23 protein-coding genes are annotated in these 22,670 nt (G+C 35.2%); 11 read left to right on the top strand and 12 right to left on the bottom strand.

The genetic code is table 11. The features are described from left to right. Positions 1-250: 250 nt before the first annotated feature. From RHTP_RS05390 to RHTP_RS05370, 5 genes are all read right to left on the bottom strand, one after another. Positions 251-553 (bottom strand): addiction module antidote protein, encoded by a 303-nt coding sequence (locus tag RHTP_RS05390; protein ID WP_138107101.1) that lies wholly within the window; start codon positions 551-553, stop codon positions 251-253. After that, the gene (locus tag RHTP_RS05385) at positions 540-881 is read right to left on the bottom strand and encodes a type II toxin-antitoxin system RelE/ParE family toxin (protein ID WP_138107100.1); all 342 of its coding nucleotides are present in this window, start codon (positions 879-881) and stop codon (positions 540-542) included. The genes RHTP_RS05390 and RHTP_RS05385 overlap by 14 nt, the downstream gene beginning before the upstream one ends. 318 nt (positions 882-1,199) lie before the next feature. Then, positions 1,200-2,162, bottom strand: coding sequence for an FKBP-type peptidyl-prolyl cis-trans isomerase (locus tag RHTP_RS05380; RefSeq protein WP_138107099.1), 963 nt, complete (start codon positions 2,160-2,162; stop codon positions 1,200-1,202). After that, positions 2,159-3,076: a hypothetical protein gene (locus RHTP_RS05375; RefSeq protein WP_138107098.1), complete on the bottom strand. Its 918-nt coding sequence runs from the start codon at positions 3,074-3,076 to the stop codon at positions 2,159-2,161. The genes RHTP_RS05380 and RHTP_RS05375 overlap by 4 nt, the downstream gene beginning before the upstream one ends. Further along, positions 3,069-3,389: a hypothetical protein gene (locus RHTP_RS05370; protein ID WP_138107097.1), complete on the bottom strand. Its 321-nt coding sequence runs from the start codon at positions 3,387-3,389 to the stop codon at positions 3,069-3,071. The genes RHTP_RS05375 and RHTP_RS05370 overlap by 8 nt, the downstream gene beginning before the upstream one ends. A 346-nt stretch (positions 3,390-3,735) precedes the next feature. Here RHTP_RS05370 and RHTP_RS05365 point away from each other — a divergent pair, with 346 nt between their 5' ends. After that, the gene (locus RHTP_RS05365) at positions 3,736-3,924 is read left to right on the top strand and encodes a hypothetical protein (RefSeq protein WP_138107096.1); all 189 of its coding nucleotides are present in this window, start codon (positions 3,736-3,738) and stop codon (positions 3,922-3,924) included. Positions 3,925-4,095: 171 nt separating this feature from the next. Then, the gene (locus tag RHTP_RS05360; protein ID WP_138107095.1) at positions 4,096-5,031 is read left to right on the top strand and encodes a Kdo hydroxylase family protein; all 936 of its coding nucleotides are present in this window, start codon (positions 4,096-4,098) and stop codon (positions 5,029-5,031) included. Here RHTP_RS05360 and dacB read toward each other — a convergent pair. Further along, on the bottom strand, positions 5,025-6,392 hold the full coding sequence (dacB, locus tag RHTP_RS05355) for a D-alanyl-D-alanine carboxypeptidase/D-alanyl-D-alanine endopeptidase (RefSeq protein WP_138107094.1): 1,368 nt from the start codon (positions 6,390-6,392) through the stop codon (positions 5,025-5,027). The genes RHTP_RS05360 and dacB overlap by 7 nt on opposite strands. Positions 6,393-6,497: 105 nt before the next feature. Here dacB and RHTP_RS05350 point away from each other — a divergent pair, with 105 nt between their 5' ends. Further along, complete coding sequence (locus RHTP_RS05350; protein WP_138107093.1) at positions 6,498-7,811, top strand: alanine/glycine:cation symporter family protein; 1,314 nt, start codon at positions 6,498-6,500, stop codon at positions 7,809-7,811. Here RHTP_RS05350 and nagZ read toward each other — a convergent pair. Next, a complete protein-coding gene (gene nagZ, locus RHTP_RS05345; protein ID WP_171005749.1) occupies positions 7,790-9,364 on the bottom strand; it encodes a beta-N-acetylhexosaminidase in 1,575 nt (524 codons plus the stop codon). The genes RHTP_RS05350 and nagZ overlap by 22 nt on opposite strands. 89 nt (positions 9,365-9,453) lie before the next feature. Between nagZ and RHTP_RS05340 the strand changes: the two genes are divergently transcribed. Together RHTP_RS05340 and RHTP_RS05335 are read left to right on the top strand one after the other, a co-directional pair. Continuing rightward, the gene (locus RHTP_RS05340; protein ID WP_138107091.1) at positions 9,454-10,767 is read left to right on the top strand and encodes a neutral/alkaline non-lysosomal ceramidase N-terminal domain-containing protein; all 1,314 of its coding nucleotides are present in this window, start codon (positions 9,454-9,456) and stop codon (positions 10,765-10,767) included. 138 nt (positions 10,768-10,905) lie between these two features. Next, positions 10,906-12,897, top strand: a complete 1,992-nt coding sequence (locus RHTP_RS05335; RefSeq protein WP_138107090.1) for a hypothetical protein — start codon at positions 10,906-10,908, stop codon at positions 12,895-12,897. Here the strand turns inward: RHTP_RS05335 and RHTP_RS05330 are convergent. From RHTP_RS05330 to RHTP_RS05320, 3 genes are all read right to left on the bottom strand, one after another. Next, positions 12,874-13,608: an AsmA family protein gene (locus tag RHTP_RS05330; protein ID WP_138107089.1), complete on the bottom strand. Its 735-nt coding sequence runs from the start codon at positions 13,606-13,608 to the stop codon at positions 12,874-12,876. The genes RHTP_RS05335 and RHTP_RS05330 overlap by 24 nt on opposite strands. 111 nt (positions 13,609-13,719) lie before the next feature. Further along, positions 13,720-15,345 (bottom strand): chaperonin GroEL, encoded by a 1,626-nt coding sequence (gene groL / locus RHTP_RS05325; RefSeq protein WP_138107088.1) that lies wholly within the window; start codon positions 15,343-15,345, stop codon positions 13,720-13,722. A gap of 21 nt (positions 15,346-15,366) precedes the next feature. Further along, positions 15,367-15,672 (bottom strand): co-chaperone GroES, encoded by a 306-nt coding sequence (locus tag RHTP_RS05320; RefSeq protein WP_138107087.1) that lies wholly within the window; start codon positions 15,670-15,672, stop codon positions 15,367-15,369. Between the two features lie 266 nt (positions 15,673-15,938). On the opposite strand from RHTP_RS05320, the gene pepF reads away from it, so the two are divergent. From pepF to RHTP_RS09140, 6 genes are all read left to right on the top strand, one after another. Next, positions 15,939-17,777 (top strand): oligoendopeptidase F, encoded by a 1,839-nt coding sequence (pepF, locus tag RHTP_RS05315; protein WP_138107086.1) that lies wholly within the window; start codon positions 15,939-15,941, stop codon positions 17,775-17,777. Between the two features lie 167 nt (positions 17,778-17,944). Further along, positions 17,945-18,223: an HPr family phosphocarrier protein gene (locus RHTP_RS05310; protein ID WP_138107085.1), complete on the top strand. Its 279-nt coding sequence runs from the start codon at positions 17,945-17,947 to the stop codon at positions 18,221-18,223. A 352-nt stretch (positions 18,224-18,575) separates the two neighbouring features. Next, the gene (locus tag RHTP_RS05305; protein WP_138107084.1) at positions 18,576-19,790 is read left to right on the top strand and encodes a hypothetical protein; all 1,215 of its coding nucleotides are present in this window, start codon (positions 18,576-18,578) and stop codon (positions 19,788-19,790) included. Continuing rightward, the gene (locus RHTP_RS05300; RefSeq protein WP_138107083.1) at positions 19,787-21,145 is read left to right on the top strand and encodes a peptide MFS transporter; all 1,359 of its coding nucleotides are present in this window, start codon (positions 19,787-19,789) and stop codon (positions 21,143-21,145) included. The genes RHTP_RS05305 and RHTP_RS05300 overlap by 4 nt, the downstream gene beginning before the upstream one ends. A gap of 28 nt (positions 21,146-21,173) precedes the next feature. Further along, the gene (locus tag RHTP_RS09145; RefSeq protein ID WP_138107172.1) at positions 21,174-21,305 is read left to right on the top strand and encodes a hypothetical protein; all 132 of its coding nucleotides are present in this window, start codon (positions 21,174-21,176) and stop codon (positions 21,303-21,305) included. Between the two features lie 61 nt (positions 21,306-21,366). Continuing rightward, positions 21,367-21,588, top strand: coding sequence for a hypothetical protein (locus RHTP_RS09140; protein ID WP_138107171.1), 222 nt, complete (start codon positions 21,367-21,369; stop codon positions 21,586-21,588). Here the strand turns inward: RHTP_RS09140 and RHTP_RS05285 are convergent. Then, a complete protein-coding gene (locus RHTP_RS05285; RefSeq protein WP_138107082.1) occupies positions 21,523-21,936 on the bottom strand; it encodes a bifunctional nuclease family protein in 414 nt (137 codons plus the stop codon). The genes RHTP_RS09140 and RHTP_RS05285 overlap by 66 nt on opposite strands. Before the next feature lie 24 nt (positions 21,937-21,960). Further along, on the bottom strand, positions 21,961-22,641 hold the full coding sequence (gene rpiA / locus RHTP_RS05280; protein WP_138107081.1) for a ribose 5-phosphate isomerase A: 681 nt from the start codon (positions 22,639-22,641) through the stop codon (positions 21,961-21,963). Positions 22,642-22,670: the final 29 nt, after the last annotated feature.

Genomic DNA, 22,670 nt, shown 5'->3' with positions numbered 1-22,670 from the left:
TATGGGTGGTTACAGAATACTTTAAGATATAATAAAAAACTGAAAAAGCCATTAATAGCTATTCTAGGTCAGCCTCTATTATTTTTTAAGTTTAAAACCAGGGAAATAAGACGGAAGCCAAATTTTTCCGTGTTAGGTTTTTATCCATGCTTTTAATTTGAAAGATCGTCTCATTCTAGCGGTTTCACTAGACCTTATAGAAAGTTAGATGAATTAAAACGCCATAGTACTTATTAATAAAAATCATTTACTAGCTAAGTCTCAAACTCAAACCCATTGCAACACATAAAGAAACAAGCGTATGCCATTTAGGGTTGCCGGTTCCTGAAAGAGTTTTATAGAGACTTTCACGGCCGACATGAGCTTTTTTAGCTAAAGCACCAATACCGCCCTGCGCTTCTGCAACATTGCGTAGAGCAATGAGAAAAAGATGTTGAGATTCTTCATCACCTTTAAGACTTTCTTCTAAAGCAGCGTTAAGATAAGCTACTGCCTCATCATGATCTCTTAACTCTTCAATTAAAAAATCTTGATATTTTCTACTTCTTGCCACGGTTTTCTCCTCTTGTTTGATAATCTTTTAAATACTCCTTTGCTTTAGAAATATCTCTTATTTGAGAGCTTTTATCTCCGCCGCAAAGCAGGAGAACAGCTATATTCCCAATCTTGCTGTAATAGATTCTTATTCCAGGTCCATAGTGAATTTTGAGCTCACAAATACCATCAGAAATTGTTTTGCAGTCCCCAAAGTTACCCATTTTAAGACGATCAAGTCGCATCCGAATCTTAGCTCTGGTATGAACTTCTTTTAACCCTTTCACCCATAGTTCAAATGGACGCTTTTCGTTGTCTGTTTCATAGATTTCAATCTCAATTTCCATAACCTTTATTGTATCTTTTTGGATACATTATTTTCAATGATTTTTTATAAATCCCACATTGAGCAGGTTGCAATATTAAGTATATGATTTATTATTTTCTTCCAAAAAATTTAGTTAATTCATCAAGTTAATTCAAAGTTCATAGTACTTTTTATGTTAAAAATGCCTATTTCAGATCATTTTAGAAAAATATCCGCAATTATTGCACAAACTGCTCAATCTGGGATAAATATCTAATAATTAGGAGATTGCAATATAAAAAAAATCTCTACTGCCTTGCTACGCTTGCTATAGGGTAGCACAAAGCCAACAGTTATTTTAATTTTTATAGATTAACCACTGCAGCTTATAAAGACTTTCTCTATCTTCTATAGACAAGGCTGCATTTTCTTTTTGAAGAAAGGACAATACGCTGTCAAGCTCTAATTGAGGTAATTTTTGTTTGTAAAAAGACCAGGCTATTTTACCGCAAGAGGATATATAATCTTTTTGCAAGGAAGTGATATTGGTCTCATTTGGGCAATGAAGTGTTGCAAGATCTACTGGAATGAGGCAGGGATAAAAAACTGTATCTGTTGCTTCACACTCAACTAGCTCTACTTGTATAGAAAGAGCTTTTCCTTTGCCAAAATCAGAAAAAACTCCATAAGCAAATTCAGGATGGATATAAATTTCTCTTAACTCATTAAGGCGCATTCCTAGCATTGCATAGGCCATCCCAGGAACTAACTCAGATAATGCGCATGAGATGGGCCCGGAAAGAACATAATTTCCAGCAAGAAAGTTATCTTCCATATCTTTTACCGTAAAGTTAATTTTAACCTTGTTAATTTTTTTGTCTTCAATACCTCTTTCGCTACCATTTTTGAGAGTTTTATAACAAATTTTATTGTTAATTAGAGAGATGCTGTCTTTTTCTTCCTGTTTTTTTTGAAGATACTGCTGAGATGTTTCTAAATTTCTTGCGATCCCTGGATCTAAAAGTTGCGTTGTATATGCGAGGTAGGCTTGGACTGCAGATTTTTTTTGATAGTTATTTGCTCTTTCTTGCTCTGCTGTTTTGACGCCTTCAATAAAGGATGAAAACAGATTTTTTTCAGGAACCATTTCTTTAAGGGATAGCGCTATTAAAAAGGGGAGCTTTTCCTGTTCTTTTTTGGTTAAATGCTGCATGACATTGTTTAAATTTCTGTTTCTATCACTAAAGAGCGCAAAAATAGGGTCTTTGTATAAGAAGATGCATCCTGATGCAACTATTAAAAAGAGAATTTTTTGAATCATTGTTTTAGCCTTTTAAGAATCTTTTCAACAAAGTTTTTTTGAGCTTGTAAATTGATTACTGTTTTTTCCGATTCTTTATAGGCAGCTAAAAGCTTTTTTGACTCTTCAGATTTCAAATGAAAGCTGAAAGGAATTTTAGGAATAATTTCATCTTCGTTTTCTGGTTCATAAAAGGAAAAATCACTGAGTTCCTCTAATAGATCTTGTCCGGTGCCTCCTTGACTAGCTACATAATGAATGATATGTTCCTTTAGCTCATCTGGTGTTATTGGTTCGCTAATGGATTGGAAGGGGGGATTTATTTTAGAAGATCCAAGAGCTTTTTTTCGAAGGGTATTTCCTCTCTCGTAAGTCAATGAATTTTCTACTCCATATCCAAAAAGAATACCCTGAAGTGCTTCATGACATTTAAGCAAAGAGGGAAACCCCGTAGACAAGATGCTATCTAACAAGTTTTGTTCGTTTACTTGTGCCCCAAGTTTATATTGAAATAGAGGTAAGTTATTTCTAACAATGTCTTTAAATGCTTTTTTATTGATGAGAATAAATTCCTGAAAAGGCTTGGTTTCATTACTAGTAAAAAAAACAAGAAGGTAATTTTTACCTTGGATATTTAATTGTTTCCAAGTATTGAGTCCTTGGGTAAAAAGCACTGCATCTCTGTGTTCTGCAGTGCCAGGGATTGTGTTTTCAATGGATTTAAAAGCACAGTAAAAAAGAGGTCTTTCTCCATATAGCACATACCCCGCCGTTGTGTTCTCAAAAAGATGTTTAAAGAAACTTTCTAAGTACTGATTTTCAAGTTCTGTTAATTCTTTGGCTTTGGGATGCCAAGCACATCCCAGAGCTAAGCCAAGAAAAAGAAAAATATAGCATCTGTATATGGCAGTTGAATTTTTTTTTGTTTTAATCATAACATGTACAGTTCATAGGGCATAATAATACACCACAGCCACCACATATTTTACACCAACGATTATGGAGCCCACAAGGGCCTCTTGTAAGCTGTTTAACGTAGAGTCCTTGATCATCAAAGCCAACACTTTTTGCTAAAAGAAAGATTTTTTCTCCTGATAACCAAACCAGTATGGCTTGCTCGGTTATTTCGATCTGTTCTGGGCTTACATAAATTTTCTCTTCTTTTTGATTGCAATACGCAGTATTAGAGACGATGGAAAATATTAATAAACATAAAAAGTAGCTAAAGATTTTTCCTAATTTATTCATAAATCTCTCTTTTTATTGTGATTTTTTTCAGCTTTCAGGCTGGCGACAGTATCTTTTATTGAAAGATAAAGAAACAAGTTTATTTTTTAATTTATGTGATCAAAGAGGTATCAATGATTCGGAACTATCTATGCAGGCATAATGTACCTAAAGAGGTAATTATAAAGCGTTATTATACAGGATTAAAGAACCTTTTAACGCATTACTTACCCCTTGTTGATAATGGTCAGTATTATGGACAACTCTTCTGAAAGAGCCTCTAAAAGGCTTATTGCAAAGAAATCTGCAGATGGCTCTATAGATATTTATAACAAGGTTATCTGGGAAAAATTACAAAAGGTTGCCAATGAGCGATGCATTAAATAAAATCATTTTAGAAGCTCATAAACGCAGTTTTCAAAGAGCTTTTGAAACCGCAGTTCGTACAGGAACCTCTCTTATATTTACTCAAGATGACAAAATTGTGGAAGTGAAGCCGCCCTATCGATATGAGCTTGTTCGAATTAAAAAGACTAAAAAAAATAAGAAAAAGTAGCGAATCTTTTTCTATACGAGCCAACTTTCTACTTTTAATCTTCTTATCTCATCTCAAGTGGTGTTCTGGTAAAAGATCTATTAAATAATACTTTATTTTTTCTCTAAAATTAGATTAGAGTTTAAACAAATGTGTAATGTTTTTTGATCACTTACAAACACTTGAGGTACTATGGCTCAGTTAATTACAGTTGAAGAAGCAAATTTACAGAAAATAGATTATAATCAAAGGTATTGTGAAGAACTAGAAAAAGGAAATATTCTTTTTTTTCCGAAGTGTCCCTTTGACTTTCCTCAAGAAGAGCTGGATTTTTTACTTTCACAAAAGCAGACAGGTGCAGCTAATCGCAAAAACATTGCTTACAAACCGCAATCTAATAAAATCACCAATGTTGTTGCTTTGTCAGAAGAACAAAGAGTAAAGATGTTAGATATCATGCAAAGCTACTCTCAAAAAACAATGGGTTTGTTAACCCATCTTTTGGCTTCTTATGCGGATAAATGGAAATTGGATTATGCGAGCTTTCGACCTTTTCAGGAAAAAGGCAGACAATTAAGAACAAGAGCGCGTAACGATCTTTTGCATGTGGATTCTTTTCCTTCTCGTCCTGTACATGGAGATCGTATTTTACGATTTTTTACCAATATTAATCCTTTGGAAAAGCGACAGTGGATTACTTCCGATCCTTTTGAAACTTTAGCAGGACTTTTTGGGGGAACAAATAAGTTACCTTTTCCTCAAGGGGTTCATGAGACTTTTTCAGGACGCTTAATCCGAGCTTTTAAAAAAAGCGCTTATAGATTAGGTCTGCCGATTACCTTGCGCTCTCCTTATGATTCTTTTATGTTGAATATGCATAACTTCTTAAAAGAGAACCAGGAGTTTCAAGAAAATTGCCCAAAAGATTATTGGGAATTTCCTCCGCATTCTTGTTGGGCTGTATTTACCGATCAGGTTTCACATGCAGCAATATCAGGACAATATGCATTAGAGCAAACTGTGATTGTTCCCAGATTAGCCCTTGTTATGCCAGAAGCTGCTCCTGTCTCTATTTTGGAAAAAATGACAAAGAGCTCCATGGTAGACTCTTTATTTTTAGCTCATTGATCTAATTTTTCTATTAAAAGATCTAAAAAAAGCGCTATTTCTTTTTTTATATCGCTTAGAGGGCCTTTGTAGTGGTTGCAAAAAATAGAAAATGCATATTGTTTTTTAGATCCAAGGGTTAGGTAACCTGCCAAATTGTAGGTATTACTCATGCTCCCTGTTTTTGCTCGTAAATGAGCATGTGGGATTTTTGGGAAAAATCGAAGTGTTCCTGCTTGGCTTGGCTCAGGTAGAGAGGTATATATAGAAAGATAAGCATCAGAGCTTTTAATATGGGATAAAAGAGTTACCATTCCTTTAGGAGTTAGTAAATTGGTTCGGGAAAGTCCTGCTCCATCATGGATTTGGGAGGGGATATGTAGGCTTTTCAAAAAATTTTCTATATATCTTGTCCCTTGTTTGCTATTACCTTGACCAATTGCTTTCAAAAGATGTTCTGCATAAAGATTAATACTAAATTGATTCATGGATTGCAGTAGTTCTTTTAAAGAAACAGACTTGTAGCGAGTAATCACTGTTTGCTGTGGGATGCTTGTGTTTTTTTCTCTAATAAGCTTAATGCCTTTTGTTGGTTTTAGTTGTTTACTCAAGATTAAGCCACAAAGCAAAGCGGGATCAGGAATAGCAGCTTTTATGGTAAAGTTATTTTGATCTATGGGAATGGTTCCTCGATAAAATTGGATAGGGGAGTATTCAGATCCAAAGACACATACCTGATCACCAGAGCCGGCTGGGCCTGTAGTTACTTCATTATAGAAAGTTAAATCAGGAATAGAAGGATCTATTTTTATGACAGTCGTAGGATCGTTTTCTTTTTTACCTGGTTGGAAGGTAACATAATAGGTGTTTTGATTTAAGGTAAGTCCTGAAGCGCCAGCTCCATAGTAATTGCCCAAGTCTTCAAAACTCCAAGATCTAGAAGCTAATGCTGTTTCAAAGCAGCTTGTATCGATAAAAAGGGTTCCATTGATCTTAGTAATAAGAGATTTAAGATCTGCTTCCCATTGTAGTAAGTTTGTTAAGGAAACAGTAGGATCTCCTCCCCCTCGAATCCACAAGTTTCCTTCTAAAGTTTTTTCCTTATCGATATGGCCTTCATACTCTAGACTAGTTGTAAATTGATAGTTTTCTCCTAAAAGAGCAACTGCAACTGTGCTAATGGGAATTTTCATTAAAGAGGCAGGTATGAAAAATTGCTCAGCATTTCTTTGATAAATGGTTTTTTGCGTGTTAAGGTCTAATACATAAATTCCGATATGTGCTCTTTGGAATTCTTCCCTTTGACAGAAGCAATCAGAGAGCTCTTTTGCTGAGAGGTTTTTTGCTAAAAAAATTAGGAAAAAAATAAAATATTTATACATAGATTTTAAACATTTAAGGTTCTTAAGAATACGATCAACTTTTAATCTTTTTGCTGCTATTGTTTTTTACATATTACTCATGAAAACTCTTAAAAAAGGAGATACATGGATATAAAAAATTTTATTGAATATTTTACTTTATTTATAGTTTTTCCAGCCATAGTTTGTTCTGGTACGTATCTTACTCTAAAATTACGGTTTATCCAAATCTTTCAACTGAAAAAAAGCTTTCTTTGCGTCACTAAAAAAAGTACAGGGCAGGAAGGTAATATTAGTCATTTTGGCGCTATATCTTCTGTTTTAGCAGGGAATTTTGGGACAGGAAATATATCAGGGATGGCAGTAGCTATAGCTACTGGAGGCCCAGGTGCTTTGGTGTGGATGTGGGTAATGGCCTTTTTTGGAGCAGCCATTCAATATGTAAGTTGTGTTTTAAGCGTTTCTTTTCGCCAAAAAACAGAAAAAAATGAGTATGTAGGCGGTCCTATGTATTACCTAAGAGATGGTTTAGGTTATAAAATGCTAGCTATTTTGTTTGCTGTTTTTACTCTTTTTGGCTCTATTACAGTAGGAAATTTTGCACAGATTAATTCTGTTGTTCTTCCTTTAGAAAAAATGGGATTTAATCCTTTATATTGTAGTATAGCTCTTGCAGCAGTAGTAGGTATAGTAATTTTAGGGGGTATTCAAAGAATTGCAAACTTTGCTTCCTACATAGTTCCTTTTAAAGCACTCATTTATTTAGGCACCGCTTTTGTCATTATCGCTTTGCAATACGATAAAGTCCTACCTTCTTTTAGATTGATGTTTCAACACGCTTTTGGTTTTTCTTCCTTCATAGGGGGAGCTTTAGGAATGGGAGTGCTTAAAGCAATGACTACAGGATTTGATCGGGGACTTTTTGCAACTGATGCAGGAACAGGAATAGTGCCTATTTTACAAGCAAGCGCTCATGCTAAAAATCCTATTATTAATGGAATTACCACTTTAATTACTCCTTTCATTGTTATGATTGTTTGTACAACTACAGGACTTGTATTAATTATAACAGGAGCTTGGCAGGTTCCCGATCTATATAGCACCAATATGGTTACCTATGCTTTTTCCCAAGGATTAAATTCTGCAATAGGAGGGCATATAGTCATTATAGCGCTTGTTTTATTTGCCTATACCACTATTTTAGCCTGGTCTTACTGTGGCGAAAAAGCTTTAGGTTTTTTAATAGGTAATAAAAAAGCTTATTATTTTAGGTTTTTTTATGTGCTTTTGATCCCCATAGGAAGTGTGATGAAAGTGGATATGATTTGGAATTTAGCAGATATAGCCATAGCTCTGATGTTGGTAACTAATTTAATAGGAGTTATGAAGCTATCTAAAAGAGTGATTGCTTCTAGCCGTCAATTCGAGTTATCTAGTTGATCTTGTATCTTTTCATAAGCTGCCTTAATGGATGCAACAGTAGGACTAAAGGTTGTAATTAAGATGTCTACATCAGGGAATAAATGAGCATCGACAGGATCTTTTACAGACAGTAAAACAATAGGTTTTTTTGTCTTTAAAAGAGATTGAATCAGCCTAATTTGCTGAGGATTTTTCCATGCATCATAGCAAAAACACACAAAAGAAGAAGCATTTTCGGCTAATTCTTGCGCCTTATTATACTCATCTTGAGAAGGGTTAAGGCTGAAAAAGAAAAAATCGTTTGCTATTTGAGGAAAGGAAGTTTGCTTAATATCTGTTTTAAGAATTTTAGGAGCAAATAGGACAACTTCTTTTTTCAAAGAAATAGATCTGTTTTTTACTGTCTGAAGAGCTAGGGAAGCGATTTTTTCAGAGAGCTCTTGGTGCTCTAATCTATTATATTCCACTTTAGAAAAAGGAAGTATCTTACTCTTCAGGTTAAGGACTCTTTGCAGGGCTTCCTCTAGTCTTTGTTTAGAAATAACCCCTGAGTGTACCGCTTGTAATAATGCCTGATGAATTTTTTGAATTTTTTCTCTGGTAAGCTTTAACGAAGAATTAGCGTTTAGCTGTCTTCCGCCGAGTATTAAAAGGTCACAACCAGCATTTATGGAGCAGACAGCAGCCTCTTCTATAGAATAGCCGTTGTTTAATAGTCCTTGCATAACCAGGGAATCAGAAACAATAACGCCCTGAAATCCAATTTCTTCTCTTAGGAGACCAGTTAAGATATTTTTAGATAAAGTAGCACAATTTTGGGGATCTAAAGCGGGAACAAGAAGATGAGCTGTCATAATGCTATCTGCTTGATCTGCTAATCGATAAAAGGGGAGTAGTTCAAGTTTATCTAGTTGTTCTTTGCTTTTTCTAATAATAGGCAGACCTTGATGAGAATCTACGACAACATCTCCATGCCCGGGAAAATGTTTTAGGCAAGTGATCATCCCTGCTTTACGATATCCTTGAAGAGCAGATTTTGCAAAAAGGACTACTTGATCTGCTGAAGCAGCAAAAGAACGGATCCCAATAATTGGATTATAGGGATTGTTATTCACATCGACAACAGGCGCTAGATTCATATTAATTCCAACGGAAAGAAGCTCTTGTCCCATAGCAAAAGCAGACTTTTCTGCAAGTTCTGGCTGCTTTGTTTTTGCTAAAGCCAGATTACCTGGAAAAAGAGTAAACCCTTGTTTTAATCTATTAACAAGACCTCCTTCTTGATCGACTGCAATAAGAAGAGAGGTTGTAGCTAGTTTTTGTAGACCTGTACTTAAATTATGTATCTGGGAAGCGGATGAAAGCCCATTACACCAATTGTAATAAATAATTCCTCCCACATGCAGATCTTGTATAAGTGTTTTAGCTTCTTGATTAGCCTCTTCTCCATGAAAATGCACCATGAGAAGTTGACCCACTTTTTCCTCTAAACTCATTTCGGAATATGCACAAGAGATCAGACCGATAAATGTCAGTAGAGCAAAGTAAAAGTTCATATTTTTATATTTCATGAATTTACTACATAAGTGGTTTTTGTATGATTTTTTGAAGTTTTTTGTTATCATTTATCCTTTGTTAATTGCACTCAGGAGAAAATAAGATGTTAGGGAAATTTGCTTTAAGCTCAATTGCTTTTTTAATGATGCCTATTTGGGTTATGGCTTCTCTTATGGTAGGAATCTCAAAAGAAGAGATTACGCCTCCTATTGATAGCCCTTCAGCTGGATATGCAAGAAATACGAACATGATAGGAGTACACGATCCTCTATGGGCAATGGCGCTCTTTATTGATAATGAAGAAAAGCAGATTGTTTTATGCAGTGTGGACCACTTAGGTTTCAACTACGAAATGACTCAAAAGGTGATAGAAGAAGTTCATTCAGAAGAAGGATTATCCAATTGTGAGATATATATAGCTTCTTCTCATACCCATTCCGGTGGAGGAGGATATTTAAATATCCCAGGATTAGGGGAGTATTTAGCAGGACCTTATGACCCTGCCTTAGTTGAGCTATATGTAAAACAAACGGCTAAAGCTATTATTCAAGCATGTAAGAAACCAATCCCTGCCAAAATAGGAATTGGCTATGGCAAAGCAGAAGACCTAAGTCAATATCGAGGTACTTGGCCAGTAGGAGCTACTCCTTTATCCGACGTGACTGTAATTAAGGTGACCAAAATAGATGATAGTCCATTAGCTGTGCTTTTTAACTATCCTGTGCATCCCACAGTCCTTAGTAGTGAAAATCTGCTTTTCTCTGCAGACTTTGTAGGATATGCAAGAGATTATATCTCAGAGGAAAATGGACAAACGATCTATTTTAACGGAGCCCAGGGAGATATTATTCCTCGTATTAGCGAAGAAGAACAATGCTTAATTGTAAGTAAGGCTTTAGCTGAAATAACACAAAACATTTTTACTTCCCTTAAAAAAAATGAACAGACAACTGATGAAAAACAGGAATATCTTCATTGCGATACTTTAGGCAAATCTTTAGCAGAAACGGTCCAAAAGATTTTACATTCAATCAATACTAAGGAATCAATGCACATTCAGACAGACAAACATGTCTACTCGTTCAAACCACAACCAACACCCTTTGGACTAACTCTACCTATTGAAGAATATCAAAGTGAAATTAACCTACTTGTTTTTGATCATATTCATGCCTTTGTGACTATTCCAGGAGAACTTAGCTGTTTTTATGATCAAAGACTCAAAAAACTAGGAGACACACTTGGCTGCCAGGTATCTATTTTTGGATTGGTAAATGATGCGCACGGTTATATGATTCCTCCTAAGGCATTCAATACCTCTTCTACAGAAGCTCATTTTTCTTTTGGAGGAGAGCATTATGCAGAATTGGTAGAACAAAAAGTATCAGCTTTATTAGAAGCAAATAAAGCTTTGTAGACGCATCTCTTCTTGAGCTGATTAATAAATAATTTAATCAGCTCAATCTGTAATTATTCATCTTATTTTATTTGTTCTAATACTTTGTAATTTGTAGTATTTAAGATATATAATATTAAAATAAAGAGTGTTTATTACATGTTTGTTAAATTATCAGAATATTATTATACTAATAAATTTATTCCTATTTCTACAGATTCTACAATATTAAAGATAGTTAAGGTAAGCGGGATTGTCTTTTTTGGGTTGTTTGCCTTTCTTTTCGATTGTGGGCTTAAGTTATTAGCTGACAGAAATATTAAGCAGCAAAAAGAGGATCTATTGGATCTTGCTGCTTTTTTAAAAAATACACTGGGTAGTATAGAAAGCACTCGGGATATGCAAGCAATTATAGAGTCAGCTCCTACAGAAATACATGAGAATCAAGAGAGTTTAGTAGTAGAGAAAAATGCATCATTAGACGCAAAGGTTTCGCCTCTTGCAGAAAGCACAGAAAACATTCTGGTTAGTACAGCAACTCCAGCTATGTTACCAGTTATAGAGAAAATTCCCATAGAAATGCCTACAGATAAGTATTCAATGAGCTTAGTAGCACAAAAAAAGGCGTTAGAAAAATATTTATCGGAGAACTTTCCAGTAGATTTTAACTTCCAAGTAATTTCTGAAGCTTTCTTAGAGAATTTGCAACTGTTTGTTGTAGGAAAGCCTATAGATTCTAAATTTGCACCGATTTTTGGAAAAAGCTCTTTGCTTATACATAAACACTTGGTTAGCGTTATAGATAAATTGTTAAAAGAACACTCTAGTAATGAGCCATCCAAAGATTATGAAGAATATACTCATGCTTTAAGAGATGCTATTAGCACAAAAGAATATAAAAACAATAAATATGAAAAGCTATCTTGTCTTATTCAAGAACTCTGCTTTGCTAAGTTTATTTATACAGTTCTTACTGATCTTGAAGAAGAAATTCTTAAAAATACTATCGGATTTGATTCATCGCGAAATATGACCTCTAGTAATATAAGTAAATTGATAAAGGAAGATAATAAAATTTTAAGCAAGCAGCGTAAAACAGTAAGACAATCCATTTTATTAAATTGCGAAAAAGCCTGTAATGCAGCAGGTCTCAACTCTGATCAACTTTGTAGCGCAAACATACCCGAGCTAAGGTCGATCCATAGAGTTAAACAAGTCGATGAACCATATGATGTTTATTATATCCGTTACCCAACGCCAACTATTGAAACAAAACAATCGTTTTTGGCTCGGTTTAAGGGAGGCAATGCTACCGCTATAGCCCTTGAGTTTATAGGATTTTTAGATTGCCTACAGAGAAAAGAAATCCCTTTTCTACATGTAAATCACCAATATATGGATAAGAAAAAAAACAATGATTCTGTACTGTCTGCAGATAATAATCGTGCAGAAGCTATCCAAAAACTTGAAGAGACACATGATAAAGTCTTCTATTTCCTTTCGCTACCTTTTGATGGTCCTGTCGTTAGTAAAATAAGTAAGGAAAATCTTGAAAGCTGGAAGGAAAACTTAGTAAATAATGTAATAAGAGAAAAAGACGGGTTTAAGGTCCCTAAAAAATTCAGAGAATCTGCTGCAAGAAAAAAGGAAAAGCTAGAGAAGGAGATAAGGCAATTACTTGATGATTTGCATAGCCTTTATTTTCCTAAGAAACAAGAACCTAAACTTAATGAAACAGAAAGACGAGTTTTACTAGTTATTTTTTATTCTTATTTGAAGGAGTATTTTAAAGCAGATTATCACATTTGTATAATGGCGTCTGTTTGTAAGGATAACAAAGATCGAGGAAACATGAGTGCCTGTATCGACGAGGCTTTATTTAATCTCAGATTGGGAAAAGAAAACGATCAACAAGCTCTAAAGGATCTGCATTTACGTGCTTTGGGTCCTTTTATCTTTAGAGAAGAGGGAATTGTACCTGATAGGCTGCAGTTTTTAACAGACCTTCTCGATCATATTGCTGAATTAGACGGTGATCAAAAAGAAAAGATTCGCGCCTTCCAAGTAAAAGAGGGATATCAAATCACCGATCAGAATGTACCTAGATCCAATGACGAGATTAAGGATTTAACTTACCAGCTCTTCTTCTAATACTACTTTTGTATTAAAAATCTTCTTAAAAGGATTTAGGATCTTCTTTATACCTTTTTCTGGGCTTTTGATTACATCTTTGATCAGGTTTTGTAGATTTTGTTCTAGCAAGACATGCTTAATCATCTCTTGTATGACAAGAGAGGTGATTTGATTAGCGGGAATGCCTTCTTCACTGCTGACATCGTTTAACTCAATTCGATCGATGTGGCGAAGGCGTTTAACGGAGTTTCCTTCAGAGAGGTAGACTAGATCTACATCAATATTGGTTAAAATCAATTTGCGGATTAAAACAGTGCGGAAATTGCTTGTAGAGGAAGTGTTGATTTGATCTATAATTTTAGACCAATTTCCATCTGTGCTTAGGGGGGATTTGAATTCTAATCCTAGGTACACATTATCAATTTCGATTTGATCAATAACAACATGTCTTTTTAAGTAGTTGGTAAAGGGGGCTAGGGAAAAGAGTCGATCACAGGAAAAAGCTTTTGGTAAAACAGACCCTGATGGGTTGCCGATGGTAATTTTATCTATATCGATCCTATTCCAATTGAGGTGGATATCATCTATCTGTACAGGGACGTTTATTTTTTTGGATAAGTTATTAGAAACAATATCAGGTAGCCTAGACTTAGCGATAAATGCAAAAATAATTAAAGCCAGAAGAATAATAACAACTAGCTTTACCAATCCAAAACAAAATGATTTCACGAGAACCTCTTCTTTTCTATCTTAATTCTCAAGATAAATAAAAAAAATCTTTGATGCAAGAAAACAAAAAAGGCGCTTAAAAGATTTAAGCGCCTTTTTGCAATTTACAGATTAATAATCTGCGCCTGGCATGCCAGCTGGGCTTGGCATCTTCTCTTCTGGTTCTTGTGCAATGATCACTTCCATTGTCAAAAGCATCGCAGCAGTAGACGCTGCTGTTTGAATAGCAAAAATGGATACGTTTGCAGGATCGATAATCCCTTTTTCTACCATATCGCAGTAGCTATCATTTAAAGCGTCCCATCCTTCATAAGTGCTCATTTTAGCTACGTTTTGAACGATAACAGAACCTTCACAGCCTGCGTTTTCAGCAATTTGACGTAAAGGTGAGCTTAGCGCTTTTATCACAATATTTACCCCTGCTTTTTCATCAGGATCGGTTAAACTATTGCATAGCTGCTCTAATTCTGGAATACAGCGGATGAAAGAAACTCCACCGCCTGGCAAAATTCCACCTTCTACGGCAGCTTGAGTTGCATGAACCGCATCATCTACACGATCTTTTTTCTCTTTCATTTCCACTTCAGTAGCAGCTCCTACGCGGATGATTGCTACGCCGCTTGCAAGCTTAGCAAGACGCTCTTGTAGTTTTTCGCGATCGTAGTCAGACTCAGAATCTTCGATTTGAGAACGCAATAATGCTTTTTGTTCTTCAATCTTTACTTTATCTCCAGCGCCTTCTACTAGAGTAAAGCTATCTTTACCTATAACCGCCTTTTTAGCTCGACCTAGCATATCAAGAGTTACTTTTTCTAGTTTGTGACCAAGCTCTTCTTTGATTAATTGACCACCGGTTAGAATAGCAATATCTTCTAGAATCGCTTTACGTCTATCTCCAAAACCAGGAGCTTTTACAGCACAAATCTTAAGACCTGTAGTAAGACGATTGTACACAAGAGTTGTCAAAGCCTCTCCTTCTACATCTTCTGCAATGATTAGGAAAGGACGACCTGTTTCAGCAACGGATTGCAAAATAGGGACAAATTCTTTAACAGAAGAAACTTTTTTCTCATAAAGTAGAATGTAAAGATCTTCAAAAACACATTCTTGTGTTTCTCGATTTGTCGCAAAATAAGGGGATACATAACCACGATCAAGGCTCATTCCTTCTACAACATCAAGAGTTGTTTCTAGTCCTTTGCCTTCTTCAACCGTTATAGTTCCATCTTTGCCCACTTTTTCCATTGCTTTAGCAATCGTTTGTCCAATATCTGCATCTCCATTAGCAGAAATTGTTGCTACTTGCTCAATCTCGATTTTGTCTTTAATAGGCTTACTGAGCTTCTTAAGCTTTGCAACAGTTGCTTCTGTAGCTTTATCAATTCCTCGTTTAATTGCTGTAGAATTAGCTCCAGCTGTAGTGTGACGCAAACCTTCACTATACATAGCTTCGACTAGAACAGTAGCAGTAGTAGTTCCATCTCCTGCTTTATCAGCTGTTTTACTAGCTGCTGCTTTAATCATTTGAGCGCCCATGTTCTCGTGCTTATCTTCTAGCTCGATTTCTTTAGCAACTGTTACGCCGTCTTTTGTTACAACAGGTGCACCATAAGATTTTTCGATAGCAACGTTTCGTCCTTTAGGGCCTAAGGTTACTTTAACCGCAGAAGCGAGTGTGCGCACTCCTTTTAGAATCTTCTGACTAGCTTCTTCTTTAAATTTCATGTTTTTGGCCATATTAGATAACTCCTTTTTGGCTTAATTGATAAGTGCAATAATTTCGTTTGCTCGTAAAATAACGAATTCTTCATCTTCAATCGTTACTTCTTGACCAGCATATTTATCGATTAAAACCTTATCTCCCTCTTTAACTAAAATAGGGATTGGTTTTCCTTCAGGTGTGGTAGCGCCTGTGCCAACAGCAATAACTGTAGCAAATTGCCCTTTTTTCTTGGCTGCATCAGGGAGCACAATGCCACCTCTTAGTGTTTCTTGTTCTTCCGTATGCTGTACGAGAACACGATCTCCTAAAGGTTTAAATTTTTTTTTAATTGCGGTTGTCATTTTCATCTCCTTTTAAGTAAAGGGTTTGAAGGAAATAATAAAAAGAGAGGGGGCCTCTCTTTGTAAATTTGTTAAAAAACTTCAGGCTTCATTGTAGAAAAATAAGGGAATTTTGACAACGTAAATTAGCACTTTTACTGTTATAGTGCTAAAAAATATCAATAAAAAATTTTAACGATAAGAACTCTGCAAGAGATAGAGTTGACTAATCAAAGAGATTTTGAGTATGATAGCATCTTTATTATAAGTTCTTAAAAGGTGCTATCATGACAATAGAACAGGTTTATACCCCGTCTTTTCACTCAAGGGAGCAAATGCAAAAAAACGATTGCTGGGATGTGGAACAGCTATATAGCTCCTGGAGGGTTTGGGAAAGTCAAATGCAGCTTTTTGCAAGAGAGAAGCAAACCCCTCATTGGCCAGAGATTGCAGTTTTTGAGTCTAGTTGGCAAGAAAACCCAGAGCAATTAAAGGGGCTTATTGAGACTTGTTTGGAGATGGAAAGGCAGCTATCTAAGCTTTATACCTATGCTCATTTAAGACATGACGAAGATGTAGCAGAAGAGGTTGCAAAAATAGCTATGTCTCGTATTAGTACGATTTTGTATGCCTTTCGCCAAGAAACAGCATGGATTGAGCCAGCTTTATTGCGAGCCCCGGAGGAAACATTAGACGCTTTGATTAAAGATCCTATTTTAGCTTCTTATCGTTTGTATTTAGAAAAAATCATCCGTCTTAAAAATCACACCTTATCTCAAGAACAAGAAGAGCTAATGGCTCTTGCAGGCAAATCTCTAGAAACCTCCAGCCAAGCATTTGGAGCTTTTAATAATGCAGATTTAAAATTTCCAGATATATGTGATAGCAAAGAGAATAAGCACGCTTTGACTCATGGTAAGTATTTAACTCTTTTGAAAGAAAAAGATCGCACATTAAGGGAAAATGCATTTAAAACGCTCCACCGTGGGTTTTTAGCTTATGAAAATACGCTTAGCGAACTATTACAGGGTCAAGTACAAAAGCATGTCTTTGAAAGAAAAGCACGTAAATACCCTTCTTGTTTAGAGGCTGCTCTTTATGTGAATGAGATCGACCCTCAAGTCTATTTTTCTTTGATTCAGTCGGTGCATGAACATCTGCCTTCTCTACATCGCTATATTTCTTTGCGTAAAAAACATTTAAAAGTTCCAAGCCTGCATGCCTATGATCTATTTGTGCCACTGGTAAAAGATATGGAAATGGATGTCGATTACGATACAGCTGTGGAGTGGATTGTGGCTTCTTTAGCTCCCTTAGGGGCAGATTATCAAGAAGCTGTTAAAAAAGGATTAACGGATGAACGTTGGGTAGATCGTTATGAAACGCCACGTAAACGCTCAGGTGCTTATTCAAGCGGATGTTATGATAGCATGCCCTATATTTTGATGAATTATCAGGGAACATTTAATGATATGATGACCTTAACTCATGAAGTAGGTCATAGTATGCATTCCTATTTCAGTCGTTTAAATCAACCTTATCAGTATTCTCAATATGGTATTTTTGTAGCAGAAGTAGCTTCTACCTTCCATGAAGAGTTGCTCTTTCGCTATTTGTTTAAACAAGCGCAAACAAAAGAACAAAAGGCATTCTTGGTCAATCAAAAGTTAGATGCCATCCGATCTACTTTAATTCGGCAAACTATGTTTGCAGAATTTGAGTTGTACATGCATGATAAGGTAGATTCTTCTCAAGTCTTAACTCCAGCTGTCTTAAAGGATCAATATCGGAAGCTAAATGAAGAATATTTCGGTAAAGATTTTAGCTTAGATACAGAATTAGATGTTGAGTGTTTACGTATTCCTCATTTCTATTATAATTTTTACGTATACCAGTATGCAACAGGGATTAGTGCTGCTCATGCTTTAGCAGAAAAAGTTTGTAGTGAAGGAGCTTCTGCTCGGGAAAGATATTTACAATTTTTATCTGCTGGTTCCAGTAAAAATCCTTTAGATCTTCTAAAAGAAGCAGGTGTAGATATGCGTTCTACAGAAGCTGTTAAGATTGTCATGCGCTCCTTTGACCAACTAGTAACCCAACTGGAAGATTTTCTTGAAGGGCCTTAAAGCAAATTTTTCTAGTATGATAGTTCAATATAAAGTATAATTTTTTACAGCAGCATTATTTATTGAGTCAAAAAACACTTTCAAGGTGAAATAAATAAAAAGCTGCTTTACTATAAAAAATTATATCAACTAAAGCTTGCTTTAATATAAGTGTTTTTAATTCTAAAATGAAAAAAAAATACAAAGACTTTTTTATTGTAGTTAATGAAAAAGGTTTACATACACGTCCTTCAACGGAATTGCTTAGATGCGCTACAGGCTTTAAAGCAGATGTTACATTGAAATACCAACAAGAGATTGTGAATGCTAAATCTCTTTTGGGTATTTTAATCTTAGCTGCTGATAAGGGAGCTAAGATTAATGTAGAAGCTGTTGGAGAAGATGCAGAAGAAGCTGTAAAGGCAATACTTACACTAGCTCGTAATAAATTTAATATTAACTATTAGATTGGTTAAAAACTAGATGACATTAGTTCTTCTTGAATATTTTATGATGCGTTGTTATCATGTATTTACTGAAGTATTTTTAATTTTCAGTAAAAAATCAAATTTTTTGGATTAAAACGAACTATGAAACAAAAAATACATGCAGATTTAACCTGTTATCAGATAAAAACTTTTATGAATCTTTTCTTATCTTCTTCTTTTTCTTATTGGCGATAGGTCTTTTTTTGACTTAGCTGTCAAGCTTTCCTCTTTTTATTTATAGATCATTTTTTTTGCTTCATCAATCTACAAATTTTTTTGTAATTGTTTGAATATATTTTTTTAAGATTTTTACATTCAGGATGTTATAGATATGTCAACTATACTTTTAGAAAAGCGCTTGCTTGCGTCTTCTTTATTACCGACAGAGCTACAAGAGAAGTTTGATGAATTAGGTAAGAAAGAGATGTGTGCTATTGCTTTACTCATTACAAACACCGCTTTAAACGCTATAAAGGCTTTTGAACAAGGTCTTTATAAAAAATTTGATGCTAATCCAGGCGATGGGGGATGTCAAATGCGTGCATTAGAACTTCGGCAATTAATGAAGAGGGGTTTAACGAGAAAACTTTGTTCTGGTTTAGAAGAGGAGTGTTGCTCTCTTAAAATAGAAACCTCAAGGATTAAAGACTTTATTCTTAAAAAACAACCCTATGAAGGGTGTGTGTTTGGCTCAGAGAAAATTATAGAACAAGCCTTGTTTGAAGAATTAAAAGTTTCCAAAGAAATGGAATACCTTTTGCATTGTTATTTATCAACAGTTCTTAGAACCCCTTACAGAATCCAAGAGAATGGGGTCATAATGACAAAAAGTGACATGTCTAAGCTTTCTATTCTTTCCAAAAACATAGGTGTCTTAAGTAGTGAATTTCGAAATAAAATTGTAGAAGAAAATCAAGAACATCTTTCCATTCTTTCATTAGAGGCACTACGTGCTTCAGCTCGGAGGGCTACTTCATTGAAGGATAAAGAGAAAGAATTAATGCTTACGATGTTGTCTAAAGAACATGTACGCTTATTTACTCCAGATGAAAAATACAAACCTAAAGCGTTTGGATGTGTATTTTATGAAGTGAAAGCTGTTCTTACGCACTTAAGGGAGGAACAAGGGATCATCTGTTTGAAAAGTATTACGAAAGAAAAAAAGCCATTCTATATTTTTTTGCAATCTAAAGAAGCTGGTAAGGAATTTGAAGTGCTTTTAGACGAGGAATGTACCTCCTTAGATCCTGCTATGTTGATTGTTGTTTTTGAAGCTGTAATGCATATGGGAAAAGAGGAATTAATCAAGCGTTTAAAGCAGCATGGATTTACAAATATGGTATTTATTCAAGCTGCCAAGCAACCACCTTATGAACCTGGCTCAAGCATTAATGATATAAAAAATCCTGAGGCGATTAGAGAAATCAGAAGCTATCTAGCACAAGGCGCTGAAATAGAGAACTTTTTTACTATGGACCATGTTTACCTTAATGATTTGGGAAAAGAATTGGGTTTGAAACAAGGACCTAAAAAGGATAAATTATGAAAGCCATCGATTCCAAAATTTTAACCCTGCTCTCTTTAGTGCAGATGTGGAAATTTTTTAGCCATTTTGGAGTCCGTGTTCTTTTAGTGCTCTATATGGTTAATCATTTAGATTATTCCGATACACGTGCCTTTGGAGTCAATGCCGTTTTTTGTGGTCTTGTAGAACTTGGAGGTATTTTTGGTGGAATTATTGCAGATCGATATTTAGGACTTAAAAAATCTGTGTTTATGGGAGGTTGGTTACTAGTAATCGGTTATTTTACTTTATTTTTTGAAATAAGTCTTTTTTGGGCCATGGGGTTTATTATTGCTGGAAGTAGTCTTTTTTCGAGTAATATTACAGCTCTTCTTGGATTAGTTTATGGAGAGAATGATTCGAGACGTAAAAAAGGATTTACCATCTTTTATATGATGCAAAATTTAGGAGCTTTGGTTTCAACCATTATTTGTAGCTTTATAGCTACTCAATATGGTTTTCAATGGGCTTTTGCAATTGCTGCTAGTGGTATGGTTATAGGTAACCTCTTATTTTTTATGTATAAAGGCTTACTGCAAAACTTGAAAGAGGTACCTCAAAAAAAAGAGCAAATGGCTATAGCCACTATTTTAGGAGGCCTCATATTTGTAATGGGAACTCTGGGAGTATGGTTTGAAAAGGTGGTTTTCTTAATTTTACCCTGGATTACAGTTGCAATTTTGCTGTTTTTTGCTATCCAACTAGTAAAAGATAATAAATATCCAAGAGAACAGGTCTATAGGTTTTTCATCTATTTAAGTGGGCTTATTTTATTTTTTGCTGTTGAAGATCAAATTTGCTCTTCTTTGCTTCTTTTTGCTGAAAGAGAAACGTCTCGAACACTATTTGGATGGATGATACCAAGTTCATTGATCACAATAATCAACCCTGTTGTGATTTTGTTATTTGGGACTCTTGTTGCAAAAAGGCATTCACAAATAATTACTCCTTTTATTTTAACGGGAGGATCTTTTGGAATACTTGCTATTTTCTGTCTTTTGAAGCTTGGTTGCTCAATTTTTGGGATAATGGGAATAGTTGTCATTATTTCTCTTGCAGAGCTCATGATTGGTCCTTTGATATTTAGTTATGCATCTGAAGTGGCGGGAAGGGGAGGGAGTCCGGGTATGGTTATGGGGATGCTGCCGGTTGCTTTTTCTCTTGCGTTTCAGTTAAGCGGAGGGTTAAGCAAAATGGTAGCTATAGAAGATCGTGATTTTTCATTACAGACCTATGGTGCTGGGTTTGGACTAGTTGCTCTTCTTGTGCTTGTAGGAGGATTAGTCATGCAATTTCTAATAAAACAGTGTGAGGATGAAAAAAGTTCTGTTTATTGACTCCCTAGATCAAAATTGAAGCTGATACATTGATTTAGGCACCTTAACTTTAGAGACGTTTGGTTCTTTAGGAAGTGAATATGCTGGGCTTTTTTGCAATGACACCATTTTGGCTAAAAAATTGATTCAAGCTAGTAATACTACTGGTGAAAAGCTCTGACGGCTTCCTTTAGGGGAGTATTATGCTAATCAAATGCATTCAAAAATTGCAGATTTAAAGAATAGCGGAGTTTCTTCGCACTTTTGTTGATCCATCACAGTGGGCTCATATTGATATCTCAGGCACAGTATGGAAGGTGGATGCTCCTGAAGAGGGAGTAACAGCATTTGGAGTGCAATTAATCGCAGAATATATTCTAAATCAAGTTTCTGATAGCTTATTCTTTAACAGGGATAGCTTTTTCGAGAACTTCTTTTCTGCAAAAGACGGGAATATTGTTTAAAAGGGAAAGGGTGATACAATCGCTAGGTCTAGCATCAATTTCTAAAATCGTTGTTTTTTCGCCGATTTTTTGTTCTAAATATAAGCGTGCAAAGTAGATTGTGTCTTCTACATCATGAATCACAATCTGTGCTGTGCGAATATCAAAACCAGAAAAAATAGAATGGATGAGATCATGGGTAAAAGGACGTGGTTTTTTTTTCTCTGTTAGATGCATTTGAATGTTATTTCCCACTTGGGGATCTGTATAGATAGCAAAACGCTTTTCTTCCGTGCCAAGAATAATCACGGTATAAGAGCGCGATTGCATAATTTTATTAAAAGTAATGGGAATTAACTCAGAATCCATACTTTTCCTCTTTAACTTGACTATTTATTGTTTAATTACAATTTGTCCATCGAAAAATCCAATAAGTACTCGTTTAGCTAAATTAAAAAAGAAACCGGTATCTATAACTCCTGGAATTTGGATCAATTTTTGATGTTCTTGTTCTGGAAAAGAAATGAATGTAGGGAAGTAAATATCAAAAAGGTAATTTTGATTATCTGTAATATACAAAGATTGATCAGCATTTGTACGCAAAAAACCTTTATAGCCTGCTTGTTCAATATGATGAATGGTAGCTGTCGCAGCAAAGGGGAGAATTTCAACAGGTAGCTTGATTTTTCCTAGCTCTTTTACTATTTTACTCTCATCTATAATGACAAGCATTTCTCGGCTCATGCTTGCCATAATTTTTTCTCTTACATGAGCGCCACCAGCTCCTTTAATCATGCGCTTTTGAGAATCGATTTGATCTGCTCCATCTACAGTTAAATCAAGAGAAGATAGTCTATCGATATCTAGAAGGTTAAGCCCTCCTTGTTTAGCTTGCACAAAAGATTGTTGAGAGCTAGCAACAACTTCTACTTTTAATCCTTGCTGAAAGCGTTGAATCAATCTTTCAATAAAATAAAAAGTAGTAGATCCGGTTCCCAGCCCAACCAACATATTATTTTCAAGTAGTTCAGCGGCTTTATAACCAACATTTTTTTTTATTTCTTCTCTAGACATAAACTAATCATGTATTTAATTATTATTGC

Source organism: Candidatus Rhabdochlamydia sp. T3358 (assembly GCF_901000775.1).
In the GTDB taxonomy this organism is placed as follows: Bacteria; Chlamydiota; Chlamydiia; order Chlamydiales; family Rhabdochlamydiaceae; genus Rhabdochlamydia.
This window is presented reverse-complemented; position numbering and strand designations above follow the sequence as displayed.

What these genes read in the sequence shown, in the direction of transcription:
- RHTP_RS05320 (WP_138107087.1), bottom strand. Translation starts at nt 15,672, where the DNA reads ATGACAACCGCAATTAAAAAAAAATTTAAACCTTTAGGAGATCGTGTT.
- rpiA (WP_138107081.1), bottom strand. Translation starts at nt 22,641, where the DNA reads ATGTCTAGAGAAGAAATAAAAAAAAATGTTGGTTATAAAGCCGCTGAA.
- RHTP_RS05340 (WP_138107091.1), top strand. Translation starts at nt 9,454, where the DNA reads ATGTTAGGGAAATTTGCTTTAAGCTCAATTGCTTTTTTAATGATGCCT.
- RHTP_RS05310 (WP_138107085.1), top strand. Translation starts at nt 17,945, where the DNA reads ATGAAAAAAAAATACAAAGACTTTTTTATTGTAGTTAATGAAAAAGGT.
- RHTP_RS05375 (WP_138107098.1), bottom strand. Translation starts at nt 3,076, where the DNA reads ATGATTAAAACAAAAAAAAATTCAACTGCCATATACAGATGCTATATT.
- RHTP_RS05360 (WP_138107095.1), top strand. Translation starts at nt 4,096, where the DNA reads ATGGCTCAGTTAATTACAGTTGAAGAAGCAAATTTACAGAAAATAGAT.
- pepF (WP_138107086.1), top strand. Translation starts at nt 15,939, where the DNA reads ATGACAATAGAACAGGTTTATACCCCGTCTTTTCACTCAAGGGAGCAA.
- RHTP_RS05365 (WP_138107096.1), top strand. Translation starts at nt 3,736, where the DNA reads ATGAGCGATGCATTAAATAAAATCATTTTAGAAGCTCATAAACGCAGT.
- RHTP_RS05350 (WP_138107093.1), top strand. Translation starts at nt 6,498, where the DNA reads ATGGATATAAAAAATTTTATTGAATATTTTACTTTATTTATAGTTTTT.
- RHTP_RS05385 (WP_138107100.1), bottom strand. Translation starts at nt 881, where the DNA reads ATGGAAATTGAGATTGAAATCTATGAAACAGACAACGAAAAGCGTCCA.
- RHTP_RS05335 (WP_138107090.1), top strand. Translation starts at nt 10,906, where the DNA reads ATGTTTGTTAAATTATCAGAATATTATTATACTAATAAATTTATTCCT.
- dacB (WP_138107094.1), bottom strand. Translation starts at nt 6,392, where the DNA reads ATGTATAAATATTTTATTTTTTTCCTAATTTTTTTAGCAAAAAACCTC.
- RHTP_RS05300 (WP_138107083.1), top strand. Translation starts at nt 19,787, where the DNA reads ATGAAAGCCATCGATTCCAAAATTTTAACCCTGCTCTCTTTAGTGCAG.
- nagZ (WP_171005749.1), bottom strand. Translation starts at nt 9,364, where the DNA reads ATGAAATATAAAAATATGAACTTTTACTTTGCTCTACTGACATTTATC.
- RHTP_RS05380 (WP_138107099.1), bottom strand. Translation starts at nt 2,162, where the DNA reads ATGATTCAAAAAATTCTCTTTTTAATAGTTGCATCAGGATGCATCTTC.
- RHTP_RS05370 (WP_138107097.1), bottom strand. Translation starts at nt 3,389, where the DNA reads ATGAATAAATTAGGAAAAATCTTTAGCTACTTTTTATGTTTATTAATA.
- RHTP_RS05305 (WP_138107084.1), top strand. Translation starts at nt 18,576, where the DNA reads ATGTCAACTATACTTTTAGAAAAGCGCTTGCTTGCGTCTTCTTTATTA.
- groL (WP_138107088.1), bottom strand. Translation starts at nt 15,345, where the DNA reads ATGGCCAAAAACATGAAATTTAAAGAAGAAGCTAGTCAGAAGATTCTA.
- RHTP_RS05285 (WP_138107082.1), bottom strand. Translation starts at nt 21,936, where the DNA reads ATGGATTCTGAGTTAATTCCCATTACTTTTAATAAAATTATGCAATCG.